The following is a 24248-nucleotide window of genomic DNA, read 5'->3' on the forward strand; positions in this document are numbered from 1 at the left end:
GTCGCCGCTCTCAGGCCTGCACCGAGACCGGCTCCGCGGCGTCAGCAGAATCCGCCGGTTCCGCGGCCACCGACGCGACCGGCTCGCGCCGTGCGGCCGCAGTGGAACGCGGAGCGGCCAGCCTGGTGAAGAGTGCCGTTTCCACGGTCAGGCCCGGGCCGAAGGCCATCGAGCAGATCCGTTCCTCACCCGGGCGGGCTGGGCCGTCTGGGTCACTTTGGTTGGGCTGGCTGCCTGCACTGCCGCCGGCGTCGTTCGCGGCCGGCAGGTCCAGGATGTGCCGGATGACGAACAGGACGGTGGCGCTGCTCATGTTGCCGTAGTTTCGGAGCGTTTCGCGGGCGGGGACCAGCTGTTGGTCGCTGAGGTCCAGCCTGGATTGGACCTTGTCCAGGATGCTGCGGCCGCCCGGGTGGATTCCCCAGTGCTGGATGTCCCGGTAGGGGAGCCCCTGCAGCGAAGGGTCGCGGGACAGGAGTGGTTCGAGGGCGCCAATGATGTGGTCATCGATGATGTGGGGGACATAGTTGCCCAGAACCATCTCGAAGCCCTCATCGCCGATGTTCCAGGCCATCGAGTCCTCGCCGACCGGCGTGAGGACGGTTTCGAAGTGGTCCAGCCGCAGCAGGGCAGGTTCGCCGGGGATGTCCCGCGCGGTGATGATGGCGGCTGCGGCGCCGTCGGCGAACAGGGCCGATCCCATGATGGTGTCCGGATCGTTGGAAGTCCGCACATGGAGGGAACAGAGTTCGGCGCAGACCACCAGGACCGTCGCATCCGGATCCGCCTCACAAAATGACTTCGCGGCCCGCAGCGCAGGGAAGGCGGCGTAGCAGCCCATGAAGCCGAGGTGGTACCGCTGGACGGCCGGGTTGAGGCCGAGGGCCCGGACGATCTTATAGTCCGGGCCGGGATTGAAGAATCCGGTGCAGGAGACGGTGATCAGGTGGGTGATGTCCGGCGCCTCGATTCCCGGACAGGCATCGAGGGCTTTTTGGGCGGCCTCGATGAAGAGTTTGGTCGCTTCCGTGGCGAATATGCCGTTGCGGATCTTGGTGCTGGGGCTGAGCACCAGGCCGGTGGCCGGGTCGAAGAACTGGGGATCTTTTGCCCGGCTGTCCGTGGTGAGTTCCTCGACGGCCGTATGCCGGGTGTCGATGGCGGCCGAGTCAAAGCACGTGTTGACCAGCCGGGATCCGAGGCGCGTGAGCCCGGGTTGGGCGGCGAACACGGCCCTGGCCTCGGGCTGGACCAGGATGGTTGGCGGGACTGCAGTTTCTAAGGACCTCAGGTAGACCGTCATGGTTCATTCTCAGTGAGCCCGCCGCCAAAGACAATGGACGGACCCGGGATTTGGCTGGGGTCCGGGGTGGACATCTTCGGCGCGACGTAGCACGATCTGACTTGTGACCAGCAAACCCGACATGGCGCAGCACTTGCGCGACCTCGCGCTGCTGCGCCGCGTCCGTGACCGGATGGACCGGGAGTACGCCCAACCGCTCGACGTCGAGGCCCTCGCCCGCGGTGTGCACATGTCCGCCGGGCACCTCAGCCGGGAGTTCCGCGTGGCCTATGGCGAGTCGCCCTACAGCTACCTGATGACGCGGCGCATCGAGCGTGCCATGGCGCTGCTGCGCCGGGGCGACCTCAGCGTCACGGAGGTCTGCTTCACGGTCGGCTGCTCGTCCCTGGGCACCTTCAGCACCCGTTTCACCGAACTGGTCGGCGTACCGCCCAGCGTCTACCGGCGCGAGGCGGCACGCGCGACCGCAGGGATGCCGTCCTGCGTGGCGAAACAGGTCACCAGACCGGTCAGGAATCGAGAAGTACCGGCCCTGGAGCCGCAGTTAGCATGAGTGCCATGGACATCAACATTCACGCTAGTTTCCTCCCGCACAACGATCCCGACGCCGCCCTGGCGTTCTATCGGGACACCCTCGGCTTCGAGGTCCGCAACGACGTCGGCTACGGCGGAATGCGCTGGCTCACGGTCGGCCCCGCCGACCAGCCGGACACGTCAATCGTCCTGGAGCCGCCGGCCGCGGACCCCGGGGTCACCGACGACGAACGCCGCACCATCGACGAGATGATGGCCAAGGGCACCTATGCGCGCATCCTCCTGGCCACCAAGGACGTCGACGCCACCTTCGACCGGGTGCAGGCCAGCGGCGCCGAGGTGGTCCAGGAGCCGACCGACCAGCCCTACGGGGTTCGCGACTGCGCCTTCCGCGATCCCGCGGGCAACCTGATTCGCATTCAGCAGCCGCACTGAGCCGTCCGGTGACCGGGAAAACCACAGAACCAGAGAACCTCGGGACAACCTGCCCGCAGCTGGTTAGATAGAGCAAAGCGACGCTGGCGGAAGCCGGCTGGGGCAGGCAGCCCCGCCCAATAGATGGAGACACGATGAGCATTGCCACGAGCCCGGAGACCCAGTCGCCTGCGCTGCACGTAGCGGACAGCCACGATTTGATCAGTGTGCAGGGCGCGCGAGAGAACAACCTGAAGGACATCAGCGTCGAGATCCCGAAGCGCCGCCTGACGGTGTTCACGGGTGTTTCCGGCTCAGGCAAGAGCTCGCTCGTGTTCGCCACCATCGCCGCCGAGTCGCAGCGGATGATCAACGAGACCTACAGCGCCTTCGTGCAGGGATTCATGCCCAGCCTGGCGCGGCCCGACGTCGACCATCTCGAAGGACTGACGACGGCGATCATCGTCGACCAGGAGCGGATGGGCGCCAACCCCCGCTCCACGGTGGGCACCGCCACCGACGCCAACGCCATGCTCCGGATACTCTTCAGCCGGCTGGGATCACCTCACGTGGGCCCGCCCACTGCGTTTTCCTTCAACGTCCCGACGCGGAAGGCAAGCGGGGTGATGAGCACCGAGAAGGCCGGTGGCCGGGTCGAGAAGAATGTGGTGCACGGCGCTGTCTACCTGGGCGGCATGTGTCCGCGGTGCGAGGGCATGGGTTCGGTCTCCGACTTCGACCTCACCGCGTTGTACGACGACAGCAAGTCGCTCGCCGGCGGCGCCCTCACGATCCCCGGCTACAGCATGGACGGCTGGTACGGGCGCATTTTCAGCGGCGCCGGCTTCAACATGGACAAGCCGATCAGCAAGTTCACCAAGAAGGAACTGGACGACCTTCTCTACAAGGAACCGACCAAAATCAAGGTCGAGGGCATCAACCTCACCTATGAGGGACTGATTCCCAAGATCCAGAAGTCGATGCTCTCCAAGGACGTCGAGGCGATGCAGCCGCATGTCCGGGCCTTCGTGGAACGCGCCATCACGTTCCAGTCCTGCCCCGAATGCGGTGGCACGCGGCTCAGCCCGGAGGCCAGGTCCTCCAAGATCCAGGGCAAGAACATCGCCGACCTGTGCGAGATGCAGATCAGCGATCTGGCCGCGTGGGTCCGCGAGCTCAATGAGCCCTCTGTGGCACCGCTCCTGAAGGGTTTGCAGCACCTGCTGGACTCCTTTGCCGAAATCGGGCTGGGCTACCTCTCGCTGGACCGGCCGGCAGGCACGCTGTCCGGGGGAGAGGCCCAGCGCACCAAGATGATCCGGCACCTGGGCTCGTCCCTGACAGACATCACCTATGTCTTTGACGAACCGACCATCGGCCTGCACCCGCACGACATCGAGCGGATGAACCAGCTGCTCCTGCAGCTGCGCGACAAGGGCAATACGGTCCTCGTCGTCGAGCACAAGCCGGAGACCATCGCCATCGCTGACCATATCGTCGACCTAGGCCCCGGCGCCGGGACCGAGGGAGGCAGCGTCTGCTTCGAGGGAAGCGTGGAGGGGCTGCGGGGGAGTGACACCATCACTGGCCGCCACCTCGATGACCGGGCCGCGGTGAAGGAATCGGTGCGGACGCCGGCCGGCAAGCTCGAGGTGCGCGGCGCCTCGACGCACAACCTCAAGGACGTGGATGTCGACGTTCCGCTCGGCGTGCTGTGCGTGGTCACGGGTGTGGCTGGTTCGGGCAAGAGCTCGCTGATCCAAGGCTCGGTGGCCGGCCGCGACGGTGTTGTGGTGATCGACCAGGGCGCCATCAAGGGCTCGCGCCGCAGCAACCCGGCCACGTACACGGGCCTTCTCGAGCCCATCCGCAAGGCGTTCGCGAAGGCCAACGGCGTGAAGCCGGCGCTCTTCAGCTCCAACTCCGAAGGCGCCTGCCCCACCTGCAACGGCGCGGGCGTCATCTTCACCGAACTGGGCGTTATGGCCACCGTCGAGTCCGTCTGCGAGGACTGCGAAGGCCGGCGGTTCCAGGCGCCGGTGCTGGAATACAAGCTGGGCGGCCGCAACATCGCCGAAGTGCTGGCATTGTCGATGACCGAAGCCGAGGTGTTCTTCAGCGAAGGGGAGGCCCGTACACCGGCGGCCCACAAGATCCTCGACCGGCTCGTGGACGTCGGACTCGGCTATCTCACCCTGGGCCAGCCGCTCACCACGCTCTCCGGCGGTGAGCGGCAGCGCGTGAAGCTGGCCACCCAGATGGCGGAGAAGGGCGACGTCTACGTCCTCGACGAACCCACTACCGGCCTGCACCTTGCCGACGTACAGAACCTGCTGGGCCTCCTTGACCGGCTTGTCGAGTCCGGCAAGTCAGTGATCGTCATCGAGCACCACCAGGCCGTCATGGCGCACGCCGACTGGATCATTGACCTCGGCCCCGGCGCCGGGCACGACGGCGGCCGGCTGGTCTTCGAGGGCACGCCCGCCGAGCTCGTCGCGAAGCGCTCCACCCTCACCGGTGAGCACCTCGCGGCCTACGTGGGCGCCTGAGGTACAGCGAACCCGAGTTACAGGGGACCCGCCGCGTCGTTCAGGGCCTGGCCTGGGCGCGGAGGTACTGGCGAAGGCCGGGTATGGCGAAGTCCACCTTGCCATACCCGGCTGATTCGATCAGGCCGGCCGCAATGAGCCTGTTGCGGTACTTGGACACCAGGTTGGGCCTGGATTCGATGATGTGGCCGATCTGGGCAGCCGTTGAGGGACCGTCCTGCTCGGCCATGGCATCGAGGAAGTCGCGGTCCTTTTCGGAGACGTCTGAGAGCGCCGACTCGACGACCACCAAGGTATTCCGCCGCTGCGCGGCCGCAATGGCGGTGCGCACGCTGTCCGCGCCCAAGGTCCAACCGGCCCGGTCTGCCTCCATCCACAGGTAGTAGCCAACGAGCTGAATGAGGAACGGGTAGCCTTCAGTTGCCTCCGCAGCCTCGCTCATCAGGTCCGCAGAAACCTCGATGCCTCCCTCGCTGAACAGTTCCAGGAAGGACGCGGTGACTTCGGCGATTGCCGCCTCGTGAAGATTGATCCTGTCGGCCCGCCGCAGGAATGTGGCCACGCCTTCGTTGAGCAGGTCGGACACGGCAGACGGCAAACCGGCAAAGACCAGGCCGATGGGCAGACCGTCGCGGATGAAGTGCTGCACATCGGCGGCCAGCTGCGAGATTTCGGTCCGGTCAACGGCGTGGATCTCGTCAATGGTGATGACCAGGCCTGTACCTTTCTCATCCAGCAGCCGCAGCAGCTCCTCGCCGGTCCGGCGCCAGTCCGGCACCCGCTCCTGGGGGAGCTGGGTGGTCAGGCCGAATCCCGCCGCGGAGAAGGCGGTGATCTTCCGGGTGGGCGGGCCGTCGCCGAACTCGTCGATGAGGCGCAGCATGTCATCACCGATTCTGGCCAGGAACCCCGGATTGGCCGTCCGGGAGACCACGGCCCACCCCTGGCTCCTGGCGATCGCCTCTGCAGCGCTCAACATGACGGTCTTGCCGATGCCCCTGGAGCCGGTGATGATGGTGAGGAGCCCCGGGGCGCCCGAACCCTGCCGCAGGCCATATTCGAATTCGTCCAGGAGCCCTGCGCGTCCGATCAGGTCCGGCGGGGTAGCTCCAGCGGTGGGTTTAAAGGGATTCTGCACCGACGCCTCCGGGGTGAATGTAGGTGAAACTGGTGAATCTGGTGAAACTTCGGCCAGCCTACCACCCTGACCCTGCTAGCTGATGGCCTCATTTGGACGCTCCGGCGGGTTGCCGCAGGGGGAGTCGGGCCAGCTATGCCCTGGTCTGACCATTCACAATGCTTCGCCAGGGCACGCCGAAGTGGCGGCGACACATTGCTCAGCCAGCAGCCCCGGGCAGCCATCCAGAGCGGCCATGCGTCGCCGTCGGGCAATTTTCTGTTGCCTGACGACGACGAATGTGGAACTCGGGATTCCATCAGCTTGCGGCTGGCGATAATCGGCAGCATGGCGATGTCGCCTGAATACCGGACTGGGATCGCTGGCGTGAGCTCGTGTCACAAAGACGTGCCAGGCGCTCAAGATCAGCCCCTTCCGGCTGATTCTAAAACGCCGATAATCAACATTATGTAAAGTAGAATCGTGATATTGCATCTGATGCAATATCACCAGCCGCACGGTCCATCCCCCCATAGCGGATCCGTTCCGACCAACGAAGCTGCCTCCGCCACCCAGAAACACGCCACCGCGTCAGCCGAAGCCTGGTCCGGCTATCTAAGGATCAAGTCCACACGGATAATGGCTGACACCATCGGAATGGATCGATAACCACTCTCAAAGATCTTCAAATCCGGTGCGGAGGCGGAGGCTATGGTGGCAACAAAGGATGAAATGCCGCGGAGGCTTCAACGCATCGTCCGCTGGTCCCTTCCAGTCATGGTCATCATGCTGATCTCCACCGTCCTAAGCTTCGTCGGTGTCGATTCGGAGCCATGGCTCTGGACTCGGACCATCCTCTTCGGCATCGCCGCCGTCGTGATGGGCGTCCAAGTAACCAGACTCTCGCTATGGCAGCGAAATGAGTACTGGCGGGAAAAGGACGGGAGCCTAAGCATCCGGAGCGATTTCCGTCGGCCGACGCTGAATAGTTCTAAATCGAATAATGCTGGTTACCAGTAATACTCTGCGTATCTCGTCCGATGAATCATCCAGGCCCTCTCCCCCGGCGTTCCGCGGCACGCGTTCGACCAGTTCCACCGGTTGCGACGGAAAGCATTCGGATCAGGACACCGGCGAACAGTATGAGTACCCACCAGGCCGTATAGAAGGCTCCCCGTTCCCTGCCTTTCCACCAGCCAAGACTCCCCTTGACGTCGCCCGGGGGCTTACGATCGGCGCTGGAGAACTGGCCCACGAGCAGTCCCGCTATCGCGACTGCCTCAACCGAGTACAACAGGACGCCGCTGGCAGGGCCTGCAGAATGAATGATCAGCGCAGCCAGCAGGAACGCGACCACGGCCAACCAGCGTCCCTCAAAAAAGGAGCAAGTCATGGGTGAAGCATTCAACGCCGTGGATGGCGTCCAGATTTCCTTCCAGGAATCGGGCACCGGCCCCACCATCGTTCTGGTGCACGGCTCAGGGCTTTCCAGAGCCATCTGGCGGGGCCTCGGCTACGCGAAAGCGTTGGAAGAACGATTGCACGTGGTGACTCTGGACCTACGGGGACATGGCCGAAGCGAAAAACCACATCACGAAGACGCCTACAGTATGGATCTGCTCGTCGGAGATCTTCTGGCAGTCCTGGACGCCGCGGGAGTGCAGTCAGCCCACTACTTGGGGTATTCCGCTGGCGCGAGGGTCGGATTCTCCCTGCTGGCCAGCAGCCCCCAGCGTGTCGAGACATTCACTTCTGTTGGCGGCACCTACCGGTCGCCTGCCGGGCAAATCGAATCAATCTTCTTCCCCGGATATGACGAGGCGCTGGACCGGGGCGGCGTGCCCGAACTTCTGCGTCAATGGAGTAGTTCCACGGGTCGCGAGATCGATCCACAAACCGCGGCAGCATTTCTGGCCAATGACGCCGCCGCACTACGCGCCTACTTCCGGCGCAGCGAGGACGAACCCGGAATCCCGGAGGCTGATCTCCGGACAATGGACACACCCACCTTGCTGCTCGCCGGCACAGAGGATCCGCTCCGGTACCGGGACTCGGAACGAGCGGCACAACTGATGCCCAACGCCCAATTCCGTGCTCTACCTGACCGCAATCACGGCCAGACTTTGATTCCCGCCAGCCCCGTCCTCAACATGGTCAACTCATTTATTGCATCGACTCGAGGGTATTGAGCAGGGAGGCTGTCCGGGTATCGGACATGCTCTTCAGCACCGGAGTATCAGGCGCGTCCTTGTCCGGCCACGCTTCGATGACTCCGGGCAGCAGAATACGCACCAACAGGATCCGCAGGAGTGCCAGTAAGACCTCGGAGCGTTCCCCACCCGCTAGTCGGGCGTCCCGTCGCTCTCGCTTCGCTGGTGCAGGCGTTGCAGTTGCCCTGCGTGCACGTCGCTCACCCATTCCCAGCCGGGCTTGGCCGACGAACCGATCCGCGGGTCGCTGGGATCCAGGCCGTCACGCAAGGCGTGCATGTAGGCCCGGTCCTGATCGATCCGTGCACGCAACTGGTCAGCTCCGCCAACTGACCCGTGGCCCGGAACTACAACGTCGACGTCGCCCGCCACATTCTCGAGCAGCCTCAGCGCCGTGAGATAGTCCTCTATCGGGTCGGCGGCGCCGTTAAGGTCGAGCATCGGCATCAGGACATCAGAAAGCATGTCGCCGGCGACGAGGACGCCGTGTTCCTCGATCAGCAAAGCCGCATGCCCCGCAGCATGCGCCTGATGCTCAATGATTCGGATTTCCGGCCCATCCCACGGAATCCGCGCCGTCCCGTCGGGCAGGCCCGTGATGAGGCCGAGCAGATGCAGGGAGACGTCCTCTGGGATGCCGAACCGGCGTGCATCGATGCCGCCCGCCAGCCGATCCCGGACGGTCGCCGCACAGCGCGCCGTGCCGTAACGCGGCGCCGTACCGAGCCCTTCGTGCCAGAGCAGGTGATCCCAGTGCGGATGCGTCGAGAAACCTGCCACGACGGCGTTCCCCAAGTCCGACAGGTCGCCCACGAGACAGGCCATCTCGCTCTCGTGCACCCCGGCGTCGATCAGCAACGCGCCGGCCCCGCCCTGCACTACAACGGCGTTGCTCTGGCAAAACTCACTCTCGTGGATGAGCACACCTTCCGCGACCTGCCTCAGCACGCGCTGGCCTCTCTTTCATCCCGGGTGGCATAGCAGGGCTGCAGAGGCATCGTCATGCGCAAAATACTCCCCCGGTGACCCTCGGCGACGCAAGGGCAGCGAGAACCCGCCGGCCAGGAATCGGGGCCTCTCCCCCGGCCGCGGCGCAGCTCCGGTGACCTATCCATGGGGGCGGCAAGGCCCCGCCGCCTCCGTTCATCTCTCGACCTGCCATGTGCTCGACGCTAGTCTGGCACTCAGAGGCGCCGATTCCGGATCTTCTTGATTCAACGCTGGTAGAGGCGGCATCCGGCCGTCGTTCACGCGAAGGAGCACACCGTGGGAATCCTCTCCGTCGACCTGTTCATCACCCTCGACGGCGTGTATCAGGCACCCGGCGGCCCTGACGAGGACCTTGAGGGCGGCTTCAAGTTCGGCGGCTGGCAGGCGGCATATTCCGACGACGAGACTGGCGGGGCGATCGTCGAGGGCATCAACCGCATGGATGCGCTTCTTCTCGGACGCAAGACCTACGACATCTTCGCGGCGTACTGGCCCACCAGGGGCGACAACGATCCGATCGCGGTGACGTTCAACGCCCTGCCGAAGTTCGTGGTGTCGCGCTCCCTGACCGACCCGGCATGGCAAGGCACCACTGCGCTGTCGGATGTCGCGGAGGTGGCAGCGCTGAAAGACCGCTTCAGCGACATTCACGTCATCGGCAGCGGCGAGCTCGCACGGTCACTGCTCGACGCCGACCTGGTCGACCGGCTGAACCTCTTCCTGTACCCGCTCACCTTCGGATCGGGCAAGCGGCTGTTCCCGGATGGCACCGGCGTGCCCGCGGCGTTCCGATTGGCGCAGCCGCCGCAGGCGTTCCCAAAGGGCTCCGTCTCGCTCGTCTACCAGCGCGCGGGCGAGCCGATCACGGGAATCGATATCAGCCAGGTGTGACGGCACCCTCGAAGTGCTGGTCCACGCCACCAGCGCGGACTTTCCGCCTATTTCTTGATCCCGTAACGCTGCACAGCTTAGGGATCGGGTCATTCGTTCCTGGCATGGCTCAAGGCAACGATTTCGTCATGAAAGGCAAGGTAAACGTTCGCAATTACCCGCGAGCTCGAGAGCGATCCCCCAACCAAGTTTTCAGCCTTCTTCAGGCGATACCGGACAGTATTCGGGTGGACGAACAACATCGCGGCAACCTTCGCGACGTCCAGGTCATTCACTAGGTAGCAGATGACCGTCTGCTTCAGTTCGCTGTCGACGTTAAGGTCTGCGACAAACCGTTTCAGCTTGTCCTCCGTGGCCTGTGGCGACTGCTGACGTGCAAGGAGCCATGTGGCCGGGTCGACCTCATCCAGCCGGACGATCCCCCGATAAGCTCCGGAGGCGGTGGTCGTTGCGGCCTGGATCTGCCGTCGGGCAATTCCCGCTGCTGTTTCTGCTTCTCGGAAAGCCTCGGGGGTCCTTGCAAGATCGGTATAGGGTTCAGACAGCCCAAGGAAAATGGCCCTGTCCGTCAACTCCAGCCAGGCGTCCAGGGCTGATGAGTCCGAGACCACTGCATGAAAGCCCGGTGGGTGTTCGGGTGTCCGCCCGTTCTCTGCCAGCAAGAGCCCCAGGCCACTGGTTTCGGCTCCTCGCAGGAGCCGTTCGAAAAAGGCATGGTCCAAGGGCTGCTGCTCGAGATTTGCTGCGACCACCGCCCGTAGCGGTTCGTAGGGCGTAAATCGGAATGCGCGCATCCGCTCCCAGTGCCTGAACTCGCGGGCCACCGGCACACCGTCTTGCAGCATGGTCAGCAGCTGCGTGTTTTCGTGCCGTTCCCTTGTATCTGAGAACTGAGCGATCCCATGTACTGCGGCCAGGAGCCGCTGTGTAGTTTCCAGCAATGCATCTCCGAGATCCTCCAGCACGCGGTGGTTCCTACTCGCCACGGCCAGGGTGAATCCATCGCCCCGAAGCACCAGCGGCCTCGCCACGACTCCCCACTGGCCTATCACGATGGGATCAGACTCGCTTTTTCGATTGCGCAACTCCTTCCAGACCAGGTGAGTCGGGCCGTCCCCGGAGGATTCGACAATCCGCCCGGAATCTTCGTAAAGCACCGCTGTACCCCGGCATGCCGTGGCGAGTCGGGCTATGAGGGCTTTGACAGGTTCCTCAGCAGAAATGCTCTGCAGCAGGTCATTACTTAGCCACAGTGCGCGTTTTTGCCGGTAGGCATCAGGAGATGCCTGCGACTTGTTGATGAAGTTCTCGATGCGGTGGAAGGGAACATCAGGTGCCACGGTATACAACGGGAAGCCTGCTTGTTTGCAGGCCGCGACCAGCTTGGCGGGCACGCGGTCAAAGTAGACCCCGATGCCGAAAAATATGGCTGCCACCCGGGCTTTCCTTAGATCTTCTACCAGTCTCACGGCCAGCAGTTCATCCCGTTCGGCATCCACAAACCTCAGCCCGGTGGTCAGCAGAACGGTGTCCGGCTCCAGCCAGGCCGCCGGGTTGTGGATGTCACTGGTGTGCGCGCCCGTTATGACTATGGCGGGGTTACCCGGAACGACGGGGACCAAGCCTAGAGGAGCTTCTGCGGCTACGTCACTAAGGGTGACGGCGGGCTTGTCGGGCATCTGGGCTCCTGGCCGAAGGGTACGGAATGCCGGAGTGGAAGCTGATTGTAGTTTTCACAACGGTCTCTGCCTCTTATTTTAGTTTCGCCAGTGACAGAGACGCACGTCACATCGGATGGTTGTTGGGACCCAATCAGCATCCTGGAGGAACAAAGATGTCCAATGTTAGAGTCGCCGTCGACGTCGGGGGCACATTTACTGACGTCTGCATTTTCGATGAAGAAACGCAACGCATGCGTGTCACCAAGGTCCCGTCAACCCCGGCCGACCCCATGCTGGCGATCCTGAGTGGCGTGGAACGCGCCGATATCAATCTGGCGGACGTCTCACTGTTCTCACACGGCACCACCGTAGCAACGAACGCCCTGATTACCCGGAACTTTCCTCCCGCAGCCATGGTCACGACGAAGGGGTTCCGGGACGTCATCGAAATCCGGGACGGTACGAAGGACGATCTTTGGGACGCGTACAACGACGTAAGCGGCCCCTATATCCGCCGGCGCGACAGGTTCGAAGTGACGGAGCGTATTGACTACGCAGGCAACATCGTCGCTCCCCTTGACGAGGAGGAAGCCCGCCGCCTGGCCGCGGTGCTCCGTAAACGCGGCGTCACCACCATCGCTGTTTGCTTTATCAACTCCTACGCCAACGCCGAGCATGAAATCCGGATGCGGAAAATCCTGGAGGAGGAACTTCCGGAAGCCACGGTCTCCACCTCGGCCGAAATCCTGCCCGAAATCTTCGAGCACGACCGCTTCAATACCGCCGTCTCCAACGCCGTACTGGGACCCCTGGTGTCCGGCTATGTCAGCCGTCTCGCCGAAGAGCTCAAAACCGGCGGTTACGACGGCGATCTGCTGCTCCTGCACTCCGGCGGTGGTTCCATGACTCCGCGCATGGTCAAGCGCTACCCTGTCCGCCTCGCAGCATCCGGCATCGCGGCCGGCGCCATCGCGGCCAAGCACGTCGCCCAGCAGTGTGGCTTCGAAAACGCGGTGGGCCTGGACATGGGCGGCACGTCCACCGATATTGCCCTTGTCTCCGACGGCGAGCTCCGCATCACCAAGGAATGGCAGGTGGAATACGGCCACCCGATCGTGTTCCCCAGCATCGAGGTTCTGACCATCGGCGCCGGCGGCGGCTCGATTGCGCACATTGACATTGCCGGTTCGCTGCGCAACGGCCCGCAGTCCGCGGGCGCCGATCCCGGACCCGCCTGCTACAACATGGGCGGCGAAGAGCCGACCAACTGCGACGCCAACGTGGTCCTGAACAGGCTCGGATCCACCCTGGCCGGCGGCGCGAAGACGTTGGACCGCGGACTCTCGCAGGCTGCCATCAAGCGTGCCATTGCCGAACCGTTGGACATGAGCGAAGCGGAGGCCGCCCACGCCATCCTCCAAGTCGCCAACGCCAATATGGCCGACGCCGTCCGCCTGATCTCCATCCGCCGCGGCTATGACCCCCGGGACTTCGCGCTGATCGCCTTCGGGGGCGCGGGCGCCCTGCACGGCGCGGAGGTGGCCAGGGAACTGAACATTCCCACCGTCGTCGTACCGCCCAACCCCGGCGTCACGTCCGCCCTGGGGTGCCTCCTGGTGGACATCAGGCACGACCTGTCCGCGATGTACACGGCCGTTGCCGCGGACGCGGATCCGGAGGATCTGGAGAGCAAGTACAGGGCCCTCGAAACGGAAGCCACCGCCCGGCTCCGCCACGAAGGCGTGTCGGAAGAAAATTCGGTCCTGCAGCGGATTATCTCCATGCGCTACCAGGGACAGTGGCGCTCGCTGGCCGTAAATATGGGAACCGGCGAAGGTGCTCTGGAAGAAGCTATCCAGAGCTTCCACCAGCAGCACGAGCGCGAATTTGCGTTCCGCCAGGATGACCAGCCCGTGGAGATTTACCAGCTGCAGCTGTCCGCTGTGGGCAAGACGCCCAAGCCCTCCTTCGCCCCGGCGACGGAGTGGGTCTCCGAGCCCGGCGAACCCGATTCTGTCCGGCCGGTGTACTTCGGCGAGGACGGCTGGGTCGACACCCCGGTCTACGACCGGACCAGGCTCGGCGCCGGCGCGAAGTTCCACGGACCCGCCATCATCGACCAGCTTGACTCAACGACAGTTGTGCCTCCGCGCACCATCGCCGAGATCGACGAGTGGCTCAACATCCGGATCCACCTCACCGAGTTCAACGACGAGCAGGAAGCCTAATCATGACCGACGTGATCACCATGCCAGATCTCCGTGTCGCACACGCCGGCGCACGGCAGGCCTCAGGCCTTGACCCCGTGACCTTCGAAGTGCTGAAAAACGCCTTTGTCACCAGCGTCGACCTGATGAGCGAGCAGATTCTGAGGACCTGCTACTCCTTCGTTATCTACTCCCGCGACTTCTCCTCCGCCCTCTGTGACGCCAACGGAAACACCGTCATGCAAGGCAGCGGCGACATCGCCGTCCACGTCGGTACCCTGCATTTCCAATGCAAGGCCGTCATCGATGAATTCGGAAGCGACATCCACCCAGGCGACGTGTTCGCCATCAACGACCCCTACCGGGGCGGCACGCACTTCAACGACGTCAGCTTCATCCGGCCGATCTTCTCCGACGGGGAGGTGATCGCCTTCGCCCAGAACAAGGGCCACTGGGCTGATATTGGCGGTAACGTTCCGGGCTCGTTCGATGTCAACGCCAAGGAGCACTTCGGTGAAGGCCTGCGGATCACACCGGTCAGGATCTGGAGCAAGGGCGTCTTCCTTCACGACGTCGCCCAACTCCTGGTGTCAAACACCCGGGCACCGCGCCAGGCGATGGGCGACCTCCACGCCCAGTCAGAAGCGACCGCCGTCTGTGAGCGTGAAATCCACCGTCTTGTGGCCAAGTATTCGAAAACCACGGTTGTCGCCGCGATGCAGGAAACCCAGGACTACGTCGAAAGAATCGTTCGACGTCGGCTCGAGCACCTGCCGCAGGGACAGTGGGAAACCACCGATTACATCGACTTCGATCCCGGCAAGGGCGAGGGCCTGGTGCCCATCAAGATCAAGCTGACCCTGGATGGCAAGGGCATCCACTACGACCTGACCGGTTCCGCGCCCGCCGTGGAAACCTTCCTTAACTCCGGTTACGGCACCACTCACTCCGCCATCTATGCCGGCACCAAGACGTTCTTCCCGGACGTTCCGCTGAACTCGGGCTTCTACGCCGCCGTGGATGCGGAAATCGGGCCGGAAGGCACCGTGGTCAATGCCGGTTGGCCTTACGCGGTCACCGGGTTTTGCTCCGGTCCCTACGAAAAGCTGATGAACGGGATCTTCGAGCTGTGGTCCCGGATCATGCCCGAGCGCGCCATGGCATGTGCATTCAACCTCGAGTACCTCCTGGTGGGCGGCCGCGATGGCCGCACCGACGACAACCCCTACTTCATGTGGTACGACTGGATGGCCGGCGGCTGGGGTGGCCGAGCGAGCAAAGATGGGGCGAGTGCCACCGCCCCTGTCTTTGGCCCGGGCCTGGCAGTACAACCCATAGAAGGCCAGGAGCGGCTCTCACCGGTCCTCACGACCGTCCACCAAATTGGAACCGATTCCGGAGGGCCCGGCAGATTCCGTGGCGGCCTGGGAATCGAGAAGGGCGGCATGCTCGTAGACGCGACGAAAACGGTCATGAGCTACTGCTGCGACCGCGCACGTTCCATCACCTGGGGAATAGAGGGCGGGTTGCCATCTATCCCTCATGGAGTCTGGATGAACAAGGACACCGATCAGGAGAAATTCCTCGGCTCCAACTTCTCGGCGGTTCCTCTCCACTCCGGGGACTCGTTCACACGCCCGTCCGCAGGTGGCGGCGGTTACGGCGATCCCTTGGACCGCCCCTTTGACGAAGTCCTCGAAGACGTCATCGACGAGTACGTGTCAATCGAACGGGCAGCAAAGGACTACGGCGTCGTCATCCGCGAAATCGACCGCGAACTGGACCAGTTCGAGATTGACCACGCAGCCAGCGCCGAGCTGCGCCAGCAGATCCGCACCGACCGCCACGCGTGGCTGACTGCCGATCCGGTCGCCGTCGCGGAGAAGTACCGCGCCGGAGCGGTGGACATGCTCGACGTGATCCGCCGCCATGGCGTCATCCTGGACTGGGGCACCGGCGAACTGTTCCCGGAAACCACCTCAGAGTTCCGCAAGAGCATGCAGAAGCGTTCCTCGTCCCACTGGCATTAGGCACATTCTGGCCCAACACCGGGTGCGCCGATGCTTGCGTCGGCGCACCCGGCTGGTAATATCCGCCCGTGGTCCAAGCCGTCACCATTCCCTCTTCCCCCGCGTCCTTGCCCTGAAGGAGCATCAATGTCAGTTACACCTGGTCAGGCGGCAACATACTCGTCGTATGTTCTCCCACCACAGCAAAAAGTCCGCCGCTGGTCCCTCACCATGGCATGGTGGGCTTTGTTCTCCGCCATGTTCTGGATTTACATCGCGGTCGCGTCAGCGGGCGCAGTCGGCGTACCCAATACGATCATCGGCATGATCCTGACGGTCGCCACCTACGGCGTCATCAACATGGTGCTCACCAAGTTTGCTGCCAGGACCGGCCTATCCGTTGAGCAGTTCTCCCGCACCCTCTTTGGACTGATCGGTTCAGCCTTGGCTACCTTGATCTTCGCCGCAACGGCCATCTACTACGCGGTCTTTGAAGGTTCAATCATCGCAGTCGCCCTCGAGAGCTTCTTCGGCGGATCAAGGATCATGTGGTACGCCATTGTCGTCGCCTACGCCATCCCCCTTGTTGCCGGCGGAGTCCAAAACTGGCTGGACAAGCTCAACGGTTTCCTCCTGCCCCTGTACTTCGCAGGCCTAGTGGCCGTTGTGGTCGCCGCGACCGTTATCCGCGGCGTGCCCACTGACTGGATCGGGCAGGCGGCAGCTGCCTCGCCGACGCCTGGCTGGGTGACGTCCTACCTTATCTACATGGGTGTTTGGGTCATGATGATGTACACGTTCGACTATGCCCGCCTCGGGCGGCAGCGGGACGAAAAATTCCACGCCACCGTGAGTTTCGGCTGGGTGTTCTACGCGTTCACTTTCGGACTGAACGGACTCGTCGGCATTTACATCATGAGCGCCTGGGGCCTCGAGGCCACGGAAACCGGAGTGGTCCAGGCTTTCATTTCCTCCCTGGGCTTCTTCGGGCTGCTGGTCATCTTCATCTCCCAGACGCGCATCAATACAGCCAACTACTACTTGGCATCCCTGAACCTGGGCGCATTCATGGAGCGAGCCTTCAGCCTCCGCCTCCCCCGCTTCGTCTGGGTCCTCGCCTCCGGCGCCATTGCCTTCCTATTCATGCTGACCGACGTGCTCTCCTACCTCCTAAAAGCCTTGGCATGGCAGGGCGTCTTCGTCACCGCCTGGGTCGCCGTCGCCCTTGTCTACATTGCCCTCCACCGCAACACCCTGGGCAGCACCCTTCCCGAGGTCCGGCCCGAGAAACTCAAGCCCATCTCCGCCGGCGCAGTGGCGTGGCTCGTGGCCTCAGGGACCGGCATTTTCCTCACCGAGCAGACCGCTAGTCCCCTGGCGGCCCAGTTCGCGCCGGTCATCACAGTCGCATTGGCCGGGGGCCTGTACTATGCCGCACACCGCCTGCAGGCACCGCCCGCCATCAGCGCCGCAGAGGCTGAGGGACTGACAGCCTCACCTCACCACGAAAAGGCCGCAGCACAGCTCTAACCCGTTCCATGGTCCCGCTTCGCCGTCGCTTGCTGCCGGCGAAGCGGGACACACGCTTTTTCCACGCCGAGGATCACGACGCCGGTCGCCGCGCTCTCAGAACTCATTCCGCACACTGGACGGCGATCTCAACGAATGCAACTCGCTCCGCTACGGCGGCAGACCCGGGGGTTCGGCGTCGGTCCCGGCAGGTGAGATGCGCGCGGCACGAACCTTGGCTTTGCCCCGCACCTAACCATTCTGACGAATTCCTACTGTTGAAACATGAAAACAAGAGCAGCTCTCGCACTGTCCCTCACCGGCATCCTTCTCACCGGATCCGCCGCTCTCGCCGGAAACTCGCAAACGCCCAGCAGATCCCATCCGGGCATCAGCGACGACGTCAAGAATGTCCTTGTCACGGACGATTCTGTCACCGGAACCCCCGCCCCTTCCCGAGCCACAAGCGTAGCTAATGCAGTACCGGAGGTGGCTGCCAAGGCCAGCGACGATAAGAACGTGTCAGCGGCCAAGAAGGCCGTCAGTCCCGCCGAACCAGGCGATGACAACGGCGGGCGGACCACTGCTCGAACGATCCCCGGCACCACCTTTACGTCACAACCGGGCGATGACAACGGCGGTATACGGACGACACGGGAACCTTGGGATGACAACGGTGGTCCCCGGTCGGACCCGGCGCCGCGGGCCGCCCAAGCCAGCGATGACAAGGGCGGACTCCGGAAGACGTCTGAACCGGGAGGTGACAGCCGTGGGCATGGTGGCCACGGCGGTGACGACTGAACCTTGACCTGGTTAGCCATCCGCATCCCTGCAGCTCCCAGCGGTACAGGCCGCCACCCCACGTAACCGGCGGCGGGCGGGGCCGGCTCCACAGTGGCAGAGTGCCTACGCCACGGCAGAGGCTCCGAACCAGGCTCTCAGTGCGTCAGCGAGCCCCGCCTCGGTGCGCTCCCCCACCCAGGCCACATAGCCGTCGGGCCGAATCAGCACACCGGTGGGAGCCGGGATTTCCCCGAGCACCGGAAGCTCCCACCGGCCACCGTATTCAGCATCGATCGGCCGCACCCGATCCGGCAGCGGAATAGCGTCGAACGCCCCGGGCGCACCGAGGTTGAGCAGGAGCGGCCGGGCATCATGGAGCAGGGCGAAGAGCCGCAGGGTGCCGTCCGGGGCGACCAGGTCGAGATCGGGCATGCGGCGGCCGAGCAGCGGGTGACCTTCGCCGGCGTCGTAATGGCCGACGTCGTAATGGACATCCAGACCGGACTGCATCGCGGCGAAGCGTTTGCGCGGCTCCTCCATGCTGAGGAGCTCGGCCAGGACCTCGCCGACGGCCTTGATCCGGTCATCCGCGCGGCGAAGCGCCGTCTGCGCCATCGTGTTGCGCAGCACGCGGGCAGCCACCGGGTGACGCTCGGCGTGGTAGGTGTCCAGGAGACTGTCCGGGGCTGTCCGGTTAACCACCAGGGCCAGCTTCCATCCCAGATTCACTGCATCCTGCACACCGATGTTGAGGCCCTGCCCACCGTCCGGGGCGTGCACGTGCGCAGCGTCGCCCGCCAGGAGGACCCGCCCGTCACGGTACGCGGCCGCCTGCCGGGTCATGTCCGTGAACCTGGAAATCCAGGTGGGGCTGTGGGCCCCATAATCAGTCCCGCAGACGGCGATGAGGGCGTCGCTGAGGTCGCGCAGGGTGGGTTGTGTCGCGGGTCCGACGTGTTCTTCGGTCACCATTACCCCCACCGGGCCGCCTTCCTTGTAGACCACCTGCCCGTCGTGGATCTCGTACTCCAGCTTGCCGAAGGAATGAATGCCAAAGGGATTGCGGTGGACGCCTAGTTCCGGTTCCTCCACCATTTCGACCTCGGCGATCAGGCTGCTGGTCGTCGGATCCCACCCGGGAAAATCGATACCGGCCGCCTTGCGGACCAGGCTGCGGCCGCCGTCGCACCCGGCGACGTATTCCGCCCGCAGCGACTGGCCGTCAGAGAGTTCGACGTCGACGCCGGCGCCGTCCTGCGCGATCCCCACGACTTCGCGTCCGCGGTAGATCGTCACGGCCAGTTCGTCGACCCAGCCGGCCAGTATGCGTTCGATGTGTTTCTGCCACAGCCCGAGCCCGTAGGGGTGCCGGGTGGGAAAGTCGCTGATGTCCAATCGGTTGGAGGCGAACCCTGCGACCTGGGCCACCTGTCCCTCCGAGAGGAACCGACCGGCGATTCCGCGCTGGTCGAGGACCTCGATGGTGCGGGAGTGCAGACCGCCGGCGCGCGCGCCCGGGAGGTCCTGGTCGGCGCGCCGCTCGACAATGGCGACGTCGACGCCCGCGAGCGCCAGCTCACCCGCCAACATCAGTCCTGTCGGGCCTCCTCCGACGATCACCACCGCATGCTCAATCATTTCGTTTCTCCCGTTCCGTAGGTTCTGGCCACTGGCGATTATGCGGCACCACCGGGGGCTTGCCACAAGCCCGGGGGCGGAGGATAGATTGGAAATGGAAGCAGTACGGCCTGGCGCCGCTCTGCCCGGCCAGGACGGCTTGGGCGGGGCACGACGGCGACAACTGCGGGGCTCCGGCCGGACTAGAACCGCCACGGTGATGGCATGATGGGCCCATGAGCCAAGTCACGTGCGATCTGACCATCTCCCTTGACGGATTCGTTGCCGGCCCGAACCAAAGCCTGGCGGCCCCATTGGGCGAGGGCGGCGAGCGCCTGCACCGATGGCAGTTTGAAGAACCCGAGGCCAACGCGGCCGCGCGCGAAGGCATCCTCGCGGCCGGCGCCTACATCATGGGACGGAACATGTTCGCGGGCCCCGGGCCGTGGGATGAACAATGGCGGGGATGGTGGGGTGAAGAGCCTCCCTATCACGCGCCCGTATTCGTCCTCACCCATCATCCGCGCGAGCCCCTGCAGATGCAGGGCGGCACTACGTTCAGCTTCGTGACCGATGGGATCGAATCTGCGCTGGCCCAGGCGCGGTTGGCCGCCGGCAGCAAGGACGTGGCCATTGCCGGAGGGGCGGATATCGTTCGCCAGTACCTCTCGGCCGGGCTGATCGACGAGCTGCGGCTCCACATCGCGCCGATGGTCCTGGGAGCGGGCGAGCGGCTGCTCGACGGCGTCGGCAACCTCAAGCTTGAACCGACGGAAGTGAGCGGTACCGGCCTCGTAACCCACGTGCGGTATCGGGTCCTCGGCTGAAACGCTGAAGCCTGAAGCCTCCAGGAACTGACCCCGGCGTGGGAAAGCGGAATCGACGCCGTCACCGTGTTGCCGTACGAGGGGTACTTCGCACAGCGACTGAGCCGGCGGCACCTCGTTGTGTCGGCCGCAACCAGGAACAGCACTGAGTACTACGGCACGGCGCTAAGAGAAAGCACACCGTAGGGCTGTTGGTTCGCTTCTGGTTAGGATGAGCCAGTGAAAGCACTTCCAGTCCTCCTCGCCGCCACCCTGGCCGCTGTCTTGTCCGGCTGCACCGTCGCGGCGAACGAGGCTCCCTGCCGGAACTTCGAAACGGCCTACAACTCGGTCGATCTGGGGGCCCAGGCAGGGCCCCTGGAATCCGGCGGAACTTCCTACGGAGCCGCCCTAAAGCTCCTTGCCGACAAGACTGAACCAGACGCCCGGAATGTGGCATTGGGCGAAGTCCAGAGGTACATGATGGCAGTCGTGATCGGACAGGTCAGGTATGACGACGCCGGCACCAGCCGCGCAAACGGTGACTACACCATCTCTGATGTCCGGGCCGAACTCAGCGAATCCTTCGCTGGCCTGGCCAAGGCCTGCAAAGACTCTGGCTACCCGATCGAGCTCAAGCCGGAACACCCCGCTCCCTGACGCCGGCAGCCGAGCCGAGCCGTGGAGGCCTCTCGGTCACCGTCCGCGCTAGGGTGCTTCGGGCATGAGGATGGTAATTCCAGCGGACCCTTTGGGACCCTCGTTAGACGGCGAGCCGGTGCCACCGTTGACCATCCACCGGGCACCGCTCTCCAAGATCGCTTTGTGTCCGGCACAGACAGGCGCTTCCAGGTTGGAACCGGGCATCAGCCGAAAGAGGGCCGTCGGAGTCTCGGGACAGCGCAGCACAGAGCATGTGGTCATGCTGGTGATGCTACTGAAGGGATGGGCGATCTGGAGTCCGGATCCCCTCCTTCAGCGGTAGCAGTGCCGCGAGGAAGGTCTTTTGTCGGACCGGGCGGATACACTGAATGCATCGAACATATATTCGAATAAGGGTGTGTTGTGGGCGTTGTTGTCGGTCCCCGCGTAATAGACGCGGGCATGTCGCTGCTGTCGGTGCTGATCTCCCCGGTCCCGGTCGCGGCAGGGTACCCGTCGCCCGCGCAGGACTACTTTGATGGGCGGATCGACCTGAACGAGCATTTGATCAAGGACATCACCAGCACGTACGTCGTGCGCGTGTCCGGGGACTCGATGGAAGGTGCCGGGATCAGCGACGGCGATGAACTGATCGTGAACCGGGCCCTGGAACCCAAGGACGGGTCCGTTGTCATTGCCGTCCTGGACGGGGAGCTGACCATCAAGCGGCTGAGGGTCACGGCCGCCGGCGTCGTGCTGCAGGCGGAGAATCCGGCGTACCCGGACATCCGGGTCCCGTCGGTCGCGGACCTGGTCATCTGGGGCGTCGCGACCCGGTGCCTGCACCATGTCTGAGGCACGCGATGCCTGAGGAGAACCATGTCTAAGCCCGCTACGATGCGCCGCATGCCCCAGATCGCACACGTGGATGTGAACTGCTTTTATGCCTCGGCCGAGCGGGCGTTCGACCCGTCCCTGGAGGGCCGGCCCGTCGTCGTGCTGTCCAATAATGACGGCTGCGCCGTCACCCGGTCCCCGGAAGCCAAGGCCCTCAGCATCCCCCTGGGGGAGCCCTGGTTCAAAATCGCCCCACGGGCCAAGGAGTGGGGACTCGTCGCCCTCTCCAGCAACTACGAGCTCTACGGCGACATCAGCGCCCGGGTGATGGAACTGCTCGGCCGCTACTCGGCATGGCTGGAGGTCTACAGCATTGACGAGGCCTTCCTCGGCGTCAAAGGCACCCCGGGTGAACTCATCGCCCTGGGGCGGACCATGAAGGCCGCCGTGCGCCGCAACGTCGGCGTACCGGTCTGCGTGGGGGTCGCCGGGACCAAGACCCTGGCAAAACTGGCCAACAAATGGGCGAAACACAACCCGGCCTTCGACGGCGTCTGCCACTGGGACTCCGTACCCGCCGCCGACAGGGAATCCCTGATGCGGCGCCTGTCCGTAATCGAGATCTGGGGTGTCGCCACCCGACTGACCAAACGGCTCAACGGCCAGGGCATCCATTCCATCTTTGACCTGTCCCGGGCCGATCCTGTCACGATCCGGGATCGCTTCTCCGTGGTCATGATGCGCACCGTCCTGGAACTGCAAGGCACCCCCTGCATCCCGATGGAGGAGGAACGGATCGGCCGCGACCAGCTCATCTTCTCCCGCTCCTTCGCCACGCCCATCACCACCGAGGCCAGCATGCGGCAGGTCCTGAGCGTCTACGGCCAGCAGGCTTCGGCGCGGCTGGCCAAGCACGGCCTCCAGGCCAAAGTCCTCACCGCGTTCGCCGGCACTTCACACTTCAACCCGAAAGACACCTCCTACCCCTCGGTCTGCGTTCCGCTGCCGATGCCCACCGCGGACCCAGTTCTGCTCACCAAGGCCGCCCACGCCCTCCTCCCCCAGATCCACGAAGGCATCAGGTACGCGAGAGCCGGCATTATGGTCACCGACCTGCGGCCCACCGGCAACCAGGCACCGCTGGCCCTGTTCGAGAACCCGCACGAGGAACGCCGCATCGGAACCCTCTTAGAGGACGTGACCCGACGCTACGGCCGCGGCTCCATCGGCCTCGGCCACGCCGGAATACGGGCCGGACCGGACTGGACCATGAAAAGGGACATGCTCTCCCCCCGCTACACCACCCGCTGGGACGAACTCCTCCTCGTCAAAGCCGCATAAACATAACCGCACCGCCGCACCACGAAAGAACACCGCCACATGACCCTCGCGCCCAACGCCACCGCAAAGACCCCCGGCCTGCAGGTCCGAACAGACCCGACCGGCAAACCCCTCGCCATCCGGCACAACGGACAGATCTGGCTAGTCGATCCCGCCACGGAGTCCCATCACCTGCCCGGGCGGGACGCCCGGCGGACCACCCAACCCGGGGCAGCAGCGCACGGCGGCGAGCCGGACGGCGTCGAATGTTGGCGGGTCCACGCCCGCCTCGGTTCAACGACTGCCCTCCGGATCTTTACCCTCCGCCGCGAACGGACCTCCAACCAGTGGGGACTGGAAAACATCAGCGACGGCGACTAGGCACCAGTGCAACTTGACCGCCAACCCATCAGTGATCAGACATGGACTGGGATTCGTAGCGAATTCACCCTTCCTGCCCTGGAGCATGTCCGCCGCCGGCTCTCCGAGCTCATGGAAGACCCCGAGCCAGTCATGCGGCAGCTTGTCCGCGTTTTCATCGACGACGGCACGTTCTGCCCCGGATTCCAGTTCCTCCCGGGAGGACAACTCCACCCGACCGTCGTTGAACTCTTTCACCGGGCGATGGAACGGCAGATCCCGCACAACTACTTCACCGTCTGGATGGTCACCCCATCCCGGGACCTGGCCGGAGCCCGCCCGGTTGACCTCCTGAAAGGCAGCCCCGCTCCCCTGCTTCGCGCACTGGGATCCAGCCGATGGAAGTAGTGATGACCATTGCAAAGCATGCTTAGCAATGTCTAGGGTGACCTTGGGAGGAGACTCGCCAGCGAACGCGGGCCCCCGGCA

Annotated in this window: 19 protein-coding genes; 14 read left to right on the top strand and 5 right to left on the bottom strand. The window is 64.2% G+C overall.

Features of this window, described 5'->3' with window-relative positions; genetic code table 11:
- Positions 1–10 precede the first annotated feature (10 nt).
- Positions 11–1303: a type III polyketide synthase gene (locus tag AC1DDO_RS02865; RefSeq protein WP_476868079.1), complete on the bottom strand. Its 1293-nt coding sequence runs from the start codon at positions 1301–1303 to the stop codon at positions 11–13.
- A 121-nt stretch (positions 1304–1424) separates the two neighbouring features.
- On the opposite strand from AC1DDO_RS02865, the gene AC1DDO_RS02870 reads away from it, so the two are divergent.
- From AC1DDO_RS02870 to AC1DDO_RS02880, 3 genes are all read left to right on the top strand, one after another.
- Entirely contained in the window at positions 1425–1856 is a 432-nt protein-coding gene (locus tag AC1DDO_RS02870) for a helix-turn-helix transcriptional regulator (RefSeq protein ID WP_476868126.1), read from the top strand.
- On the top strand, positions 1853–2272 hold the full coding sequence (locus tag AC1DDO_RS02875; RefSeq protein ID WP_476868078.1) for a VOC family protein: 420 nt from the start codon (positions 1853–1855) through the stop codon (positions 2270–2272). Before AC1DDO_RS02870 ends, AC1DDO_RS02875 begins: the two co-directional genes overlap by 4 nt.
- 134 nt (positions 2273–2406) lie before the next feature.
- The gene (locus AC1DDO_RS02880; protein ID WP_476868077.1) at positions 2407–4800 is read left to right on the top strand and encodes an ATP-binding cassette domain-containing protein; all 2394 of its coding nucleotides are present in this window, start codon (positions 2407–2409) and stop codon (positions 4798–4800) included.
- 40 nt (positions 4801–4840) lie between these two features.
- On the opposite strand, the gene AC1DDO_RS02885 is transcribed toward AC1DDO_RS02880, so the two are convergent.
- On the bottom strand, positions 4841–5938 hold the full coding sequence (locus tag AC1DDO_RS02885) for an AAA family ATPase (RefSeq protein WP_476868076.1): 1098 nt from the start codon (positions 5936–5938) through the stop codon (positions 4841–4843).
- Between the two features lie 1370 nt (positions 5939–7308).
- On the opposite strand from AC1DDO_RS02885, the gene AC1DDO_RS02890 reads away from it, so the two are divergent.
- A complete protein-coding gene (locus AC1DDO_RS02890; RefSeq protein WP_476868075.1) occupies positions 7309–8106 on the top strand; it encodes an alpha/beta fold hydrolase in 798 nt (265 codons plus the stop codon).
- A 153-nt stretch (positions 8107–8259) separates the two neighbouring features.
- Here AC1DDO_RS02890 and AC1DDO_RS02895 read toward each other — a convergent pair whose 3' ends face one another.
- Positions 8260–9075, bottom strand: a complete 816-nt coding sequence (locus tag AC1DDO_RS02895) for an MBL fold metallo-hydrolase (RefSeq protein WP_476868074.1) — start codon at positions 9073–9075, stop codon at positions 8260–8262.
- Positions 9076–9393: 318 nt separating this feature from the next.
- On the opposite strand from AC1DDO_RS02895, the gene AC1DDO_RS02900 reads away from it, so the two are divergent.
- Entirely contained in the window at positions 9394–10008 is a 615-nt protein-coding gene (locus AC1DDO_RS02900) for a dihydrofolate reductase family protein (RefSeq protein ID WP_476868073.1), read from the top strand.
- An 89-nt stretch (positions 10009–10097) separates the two neighbouring features.
- Here the strand turns inward: AC1DDO_RS02900 and AC1DDO_RS02905 are convergent, their stop codons facing one another.
- On the bottom strand, positions 10098–11687 hold the full coding sequence (locus AC1DDO_RS02905) for a helix-turn-helix domain-containing protein (RefSeq protein ID WP_476868072.1): 1590 nt from the start codon (positions 11685–11687) through the stop codon (positions 10098–10100).
- Positions 11688–11842: 155 nt separating this feature from the next.
- Here AC1DDO_RS02905 and AC1DDO_RS02910 point away from each other — a divergent pair, with 155 nt between their 5' ends.
- The 3 genes from AC1DDO_RS02910 to AC1DDO_RS02920 all read left to right on the top strand — a co-directional run bounded on the left by AC1DDO_RS02910 (position 11843) and on the right by AC1DDO_RS02920 (position 17415).
- Positions 11843–13897, top strand: a complete 2055-nt coding sequence (locus tag AC1DDO_RS02910; protein WP_476868071.1) for a hydantoinase/oxoprolinase family protein — start codon at positions 11843–11845, stop codon at positions 13895–13897.
- 2 nt (positions 13898–13899) lie between these two features.
- Complete coding sequence (locus tag AC1DDO_RS02915) at positions 13900–15906, top strand: hydantoinase B/oxoprolinase family protein (protein ID WP_476868070.1); 2007 nt, start codon at positions 13900–13902, stop codon at positions 15904–15906.
- A 126-nt stretch (positions 15907–16032) separates the two neighbouring features.
- On the top strand, positions 16033–17415 hold the full coding sequence (locus AC1DDO_RS02920; protein WP_476868069.1) for a purine-cytosine permease family protein: 1383 nt from the start codon (positions 16033–16035) through the stop codon (positions 17413–17415).
- Between the two features lie 885 nt (positions 17416–18300).
- On the opposite strand, the gene AC1DDO_RS02925 is transcribed toward AC1DDO_RS02920, so the two are convergent.
- Positions 18301–20010 carry an FAD-dependent monooxygenase gene (locus tag AC1DDO_RS02925; protein ID WP_476971408.1) on the bottom strand — a complete coding sequence of 570 codons (1710 nt, stop codon included), beginning with the start codon at positions 20008–20010 and terminating at the stop codon, positions 18301–18303.
- Positions 20011–20030: 20 nt separating this feature from the next.
- On the opposite strand from AC1DDO_RS02925, the gene AC1DDO_RS02930 reads away from it, so the two are divergent.
- The 6 genes from AC1DDO_RS02930 to AC1DDO_RS02955 all read left to right on the top strand — a co-directional run bounded on the left by AC1DDO_RS02930 (position 20031) and on the right by AC1DDO_RS02955 (position 24167).
- Positions 20031–20621 carry a dihydrofolate reductase family protein gene (locus AC1DDO_RS02930; protein ID WP_476971409.1) on the top strand — a complete coding sequence of 197 codons (591 nt, stop codon included), beginning with the start codon at positions 20031–20033 and terminating at the stop codon, positions 20619–20621.
- 219 nt (positions 20622–20840) lie between these two features.
- Complete coding sequence (locus tag AC1DDO_RS02935) at positions 20841–21260, top strand: hypothetical protein (RefSeq protein ID WP_476971410.1); 420 nt, start codon at positions 20841–20843, stop codon at positions 21258–21260.
- Positions 21261–21665: 405 nt separating this feature from the next.
- Positions 21666–22097, top strand: a complete 432-nt coding sequence (locus tag AC1DDO_RS02940) for a LexA family protein (RefSeq protein WP_441411020.1) — start codon at positions 21666–21668, stop codon at positions 22095–22097.
- Positions 22098–22121: 24 nt separating this feature from the next.
- Positions 22122–23420, top strand: coding sequence for a Y-family DNA polymerase (locus AC1DDO_RS02945; RefSeq protein WP_476971411.1), 1299 nt, complete (start codon positions 22122–22124; stop codon positions 23418–23420).
- 39 nt (positions 23421–23459) lie between these two features.
- Positions 23460–23780, top strand: coding sequence for a hypothetical protein (locus tag AC1DDO_RS02950; protein WP_476971412.1), 321 nt, complete (start codon positions 23460–23462; stop codon positions 23778–23780).
- A gap of 132 nt (positions 23781–23912) precedes the next feature.
- Positions 23913–24167: a hypothetical protein gene (locus AC1DDO_RS02955; protein WP_476971413.1), complete on the top strand. Its 255-nt coding sequence runs from the start codon at positions 23913–23915 to the stop codon at positions 24165–24167.
- Positions 24168–24248: the final 81 nt, after the last annotated feature.

It is taken from the genome of Arthrobacter sp. 10N43 (genome assembly GCF_056394525.1).

Bases quoted from the DNA above. Each gene is read 5' to 3' on its own strand.
- AC1DDO_RS02950 (WP_476971412.1), top strand. From the start codon at position 23,460: ATGACCCTCGCGCCCAACGCCACCGCAAAGACCCCCGGCCTGCAGGTC.
- AC1DDO_RS02930 (WP_476971409.1), top strand. From the start codon at position 20,031: ATGAGCCAAGTCACGTGCGATCTGACCATCTCCCTTGACGGATTCGTT.
- AC1DDO_RS02915 (WP_476868070.1), top strand. From the start codon at position 13,900: ATGACCGACGTGATCACCATGCCAGATCTCCGTGTCGCACACGCCGGC.
- AC1DDO_RS02880 (WP_476868077.1), top strand. From the start codon at position 2,407: ATGAGCATTGCCACGAGCCCGGAGACCCAGTCGCCTGCGCTGCACGTA.
- AC1DDO_RS02890 (WP_476868075.1), top strand. From the start codon at position 7,309: ATGGGTGAAGCATTCAACGCCGTGGATGGCGTCCAGATTTCCTTCCAG.
- AC1DDO_RS02955 (WP_476971413.1), top strand. From the start codon at position 23,913: ATGCGGCAGCTTGTCCGCGTTTTCATCGACGACGGCACGTTCTGCCCC.
- AC1DDO_RS02865 (WP_476868079.1), bottom strand. From the start codon at position 1,303: ATGACGGTCTACCTGAGGTCCTTAGAAACTGCAGTCCCGCCAACCATC.
- AC1DDO_RS02920 (WP_476868069.1), top strand. From the start codon at position 16,033: ATGTCAGTTACACCTGGTCAGGCGGCAACATACTCGTCGTATGTTCTC.
- AC1DDO_RS02945 (WP_476971411.1), top strand. From the start codon at position 22,122: ATGTCTAAGCCCGCTACGATGCGCCGCATGCCCCAGATCGCACACGTG.
- AC1DDO_RS02870 (WP_476868126.1), top strand. From the start codon at position 1,425: ATGGCGCAGCACTTGCGCGACCTCGCGCTGCTGCGCCGCGTCCGTGAC.
- AC1DDO_RS02875 (WP_476868078.1), top strand. From the start codon at position 1,853: ATGAGTGCCATGGACATCAACATTCACGCTAGTTTCCTCCCGCACAAC.
- AC1DDO_RS02910 (WP_476868071.1), top strand. From the start codon at position 11,843: ATGTCCAATGTTAGAGTCGCCGTCGACGTCGGGGGCACATTTACTGAC.
- AC1DDO_RS02905 (WP_476868072.1), bottom strand. From the start codon at position 11,687: ATGCCCGACAAGCCCGCCGTCACCCTTAGTGACGTAGCCGCAGAAGCT.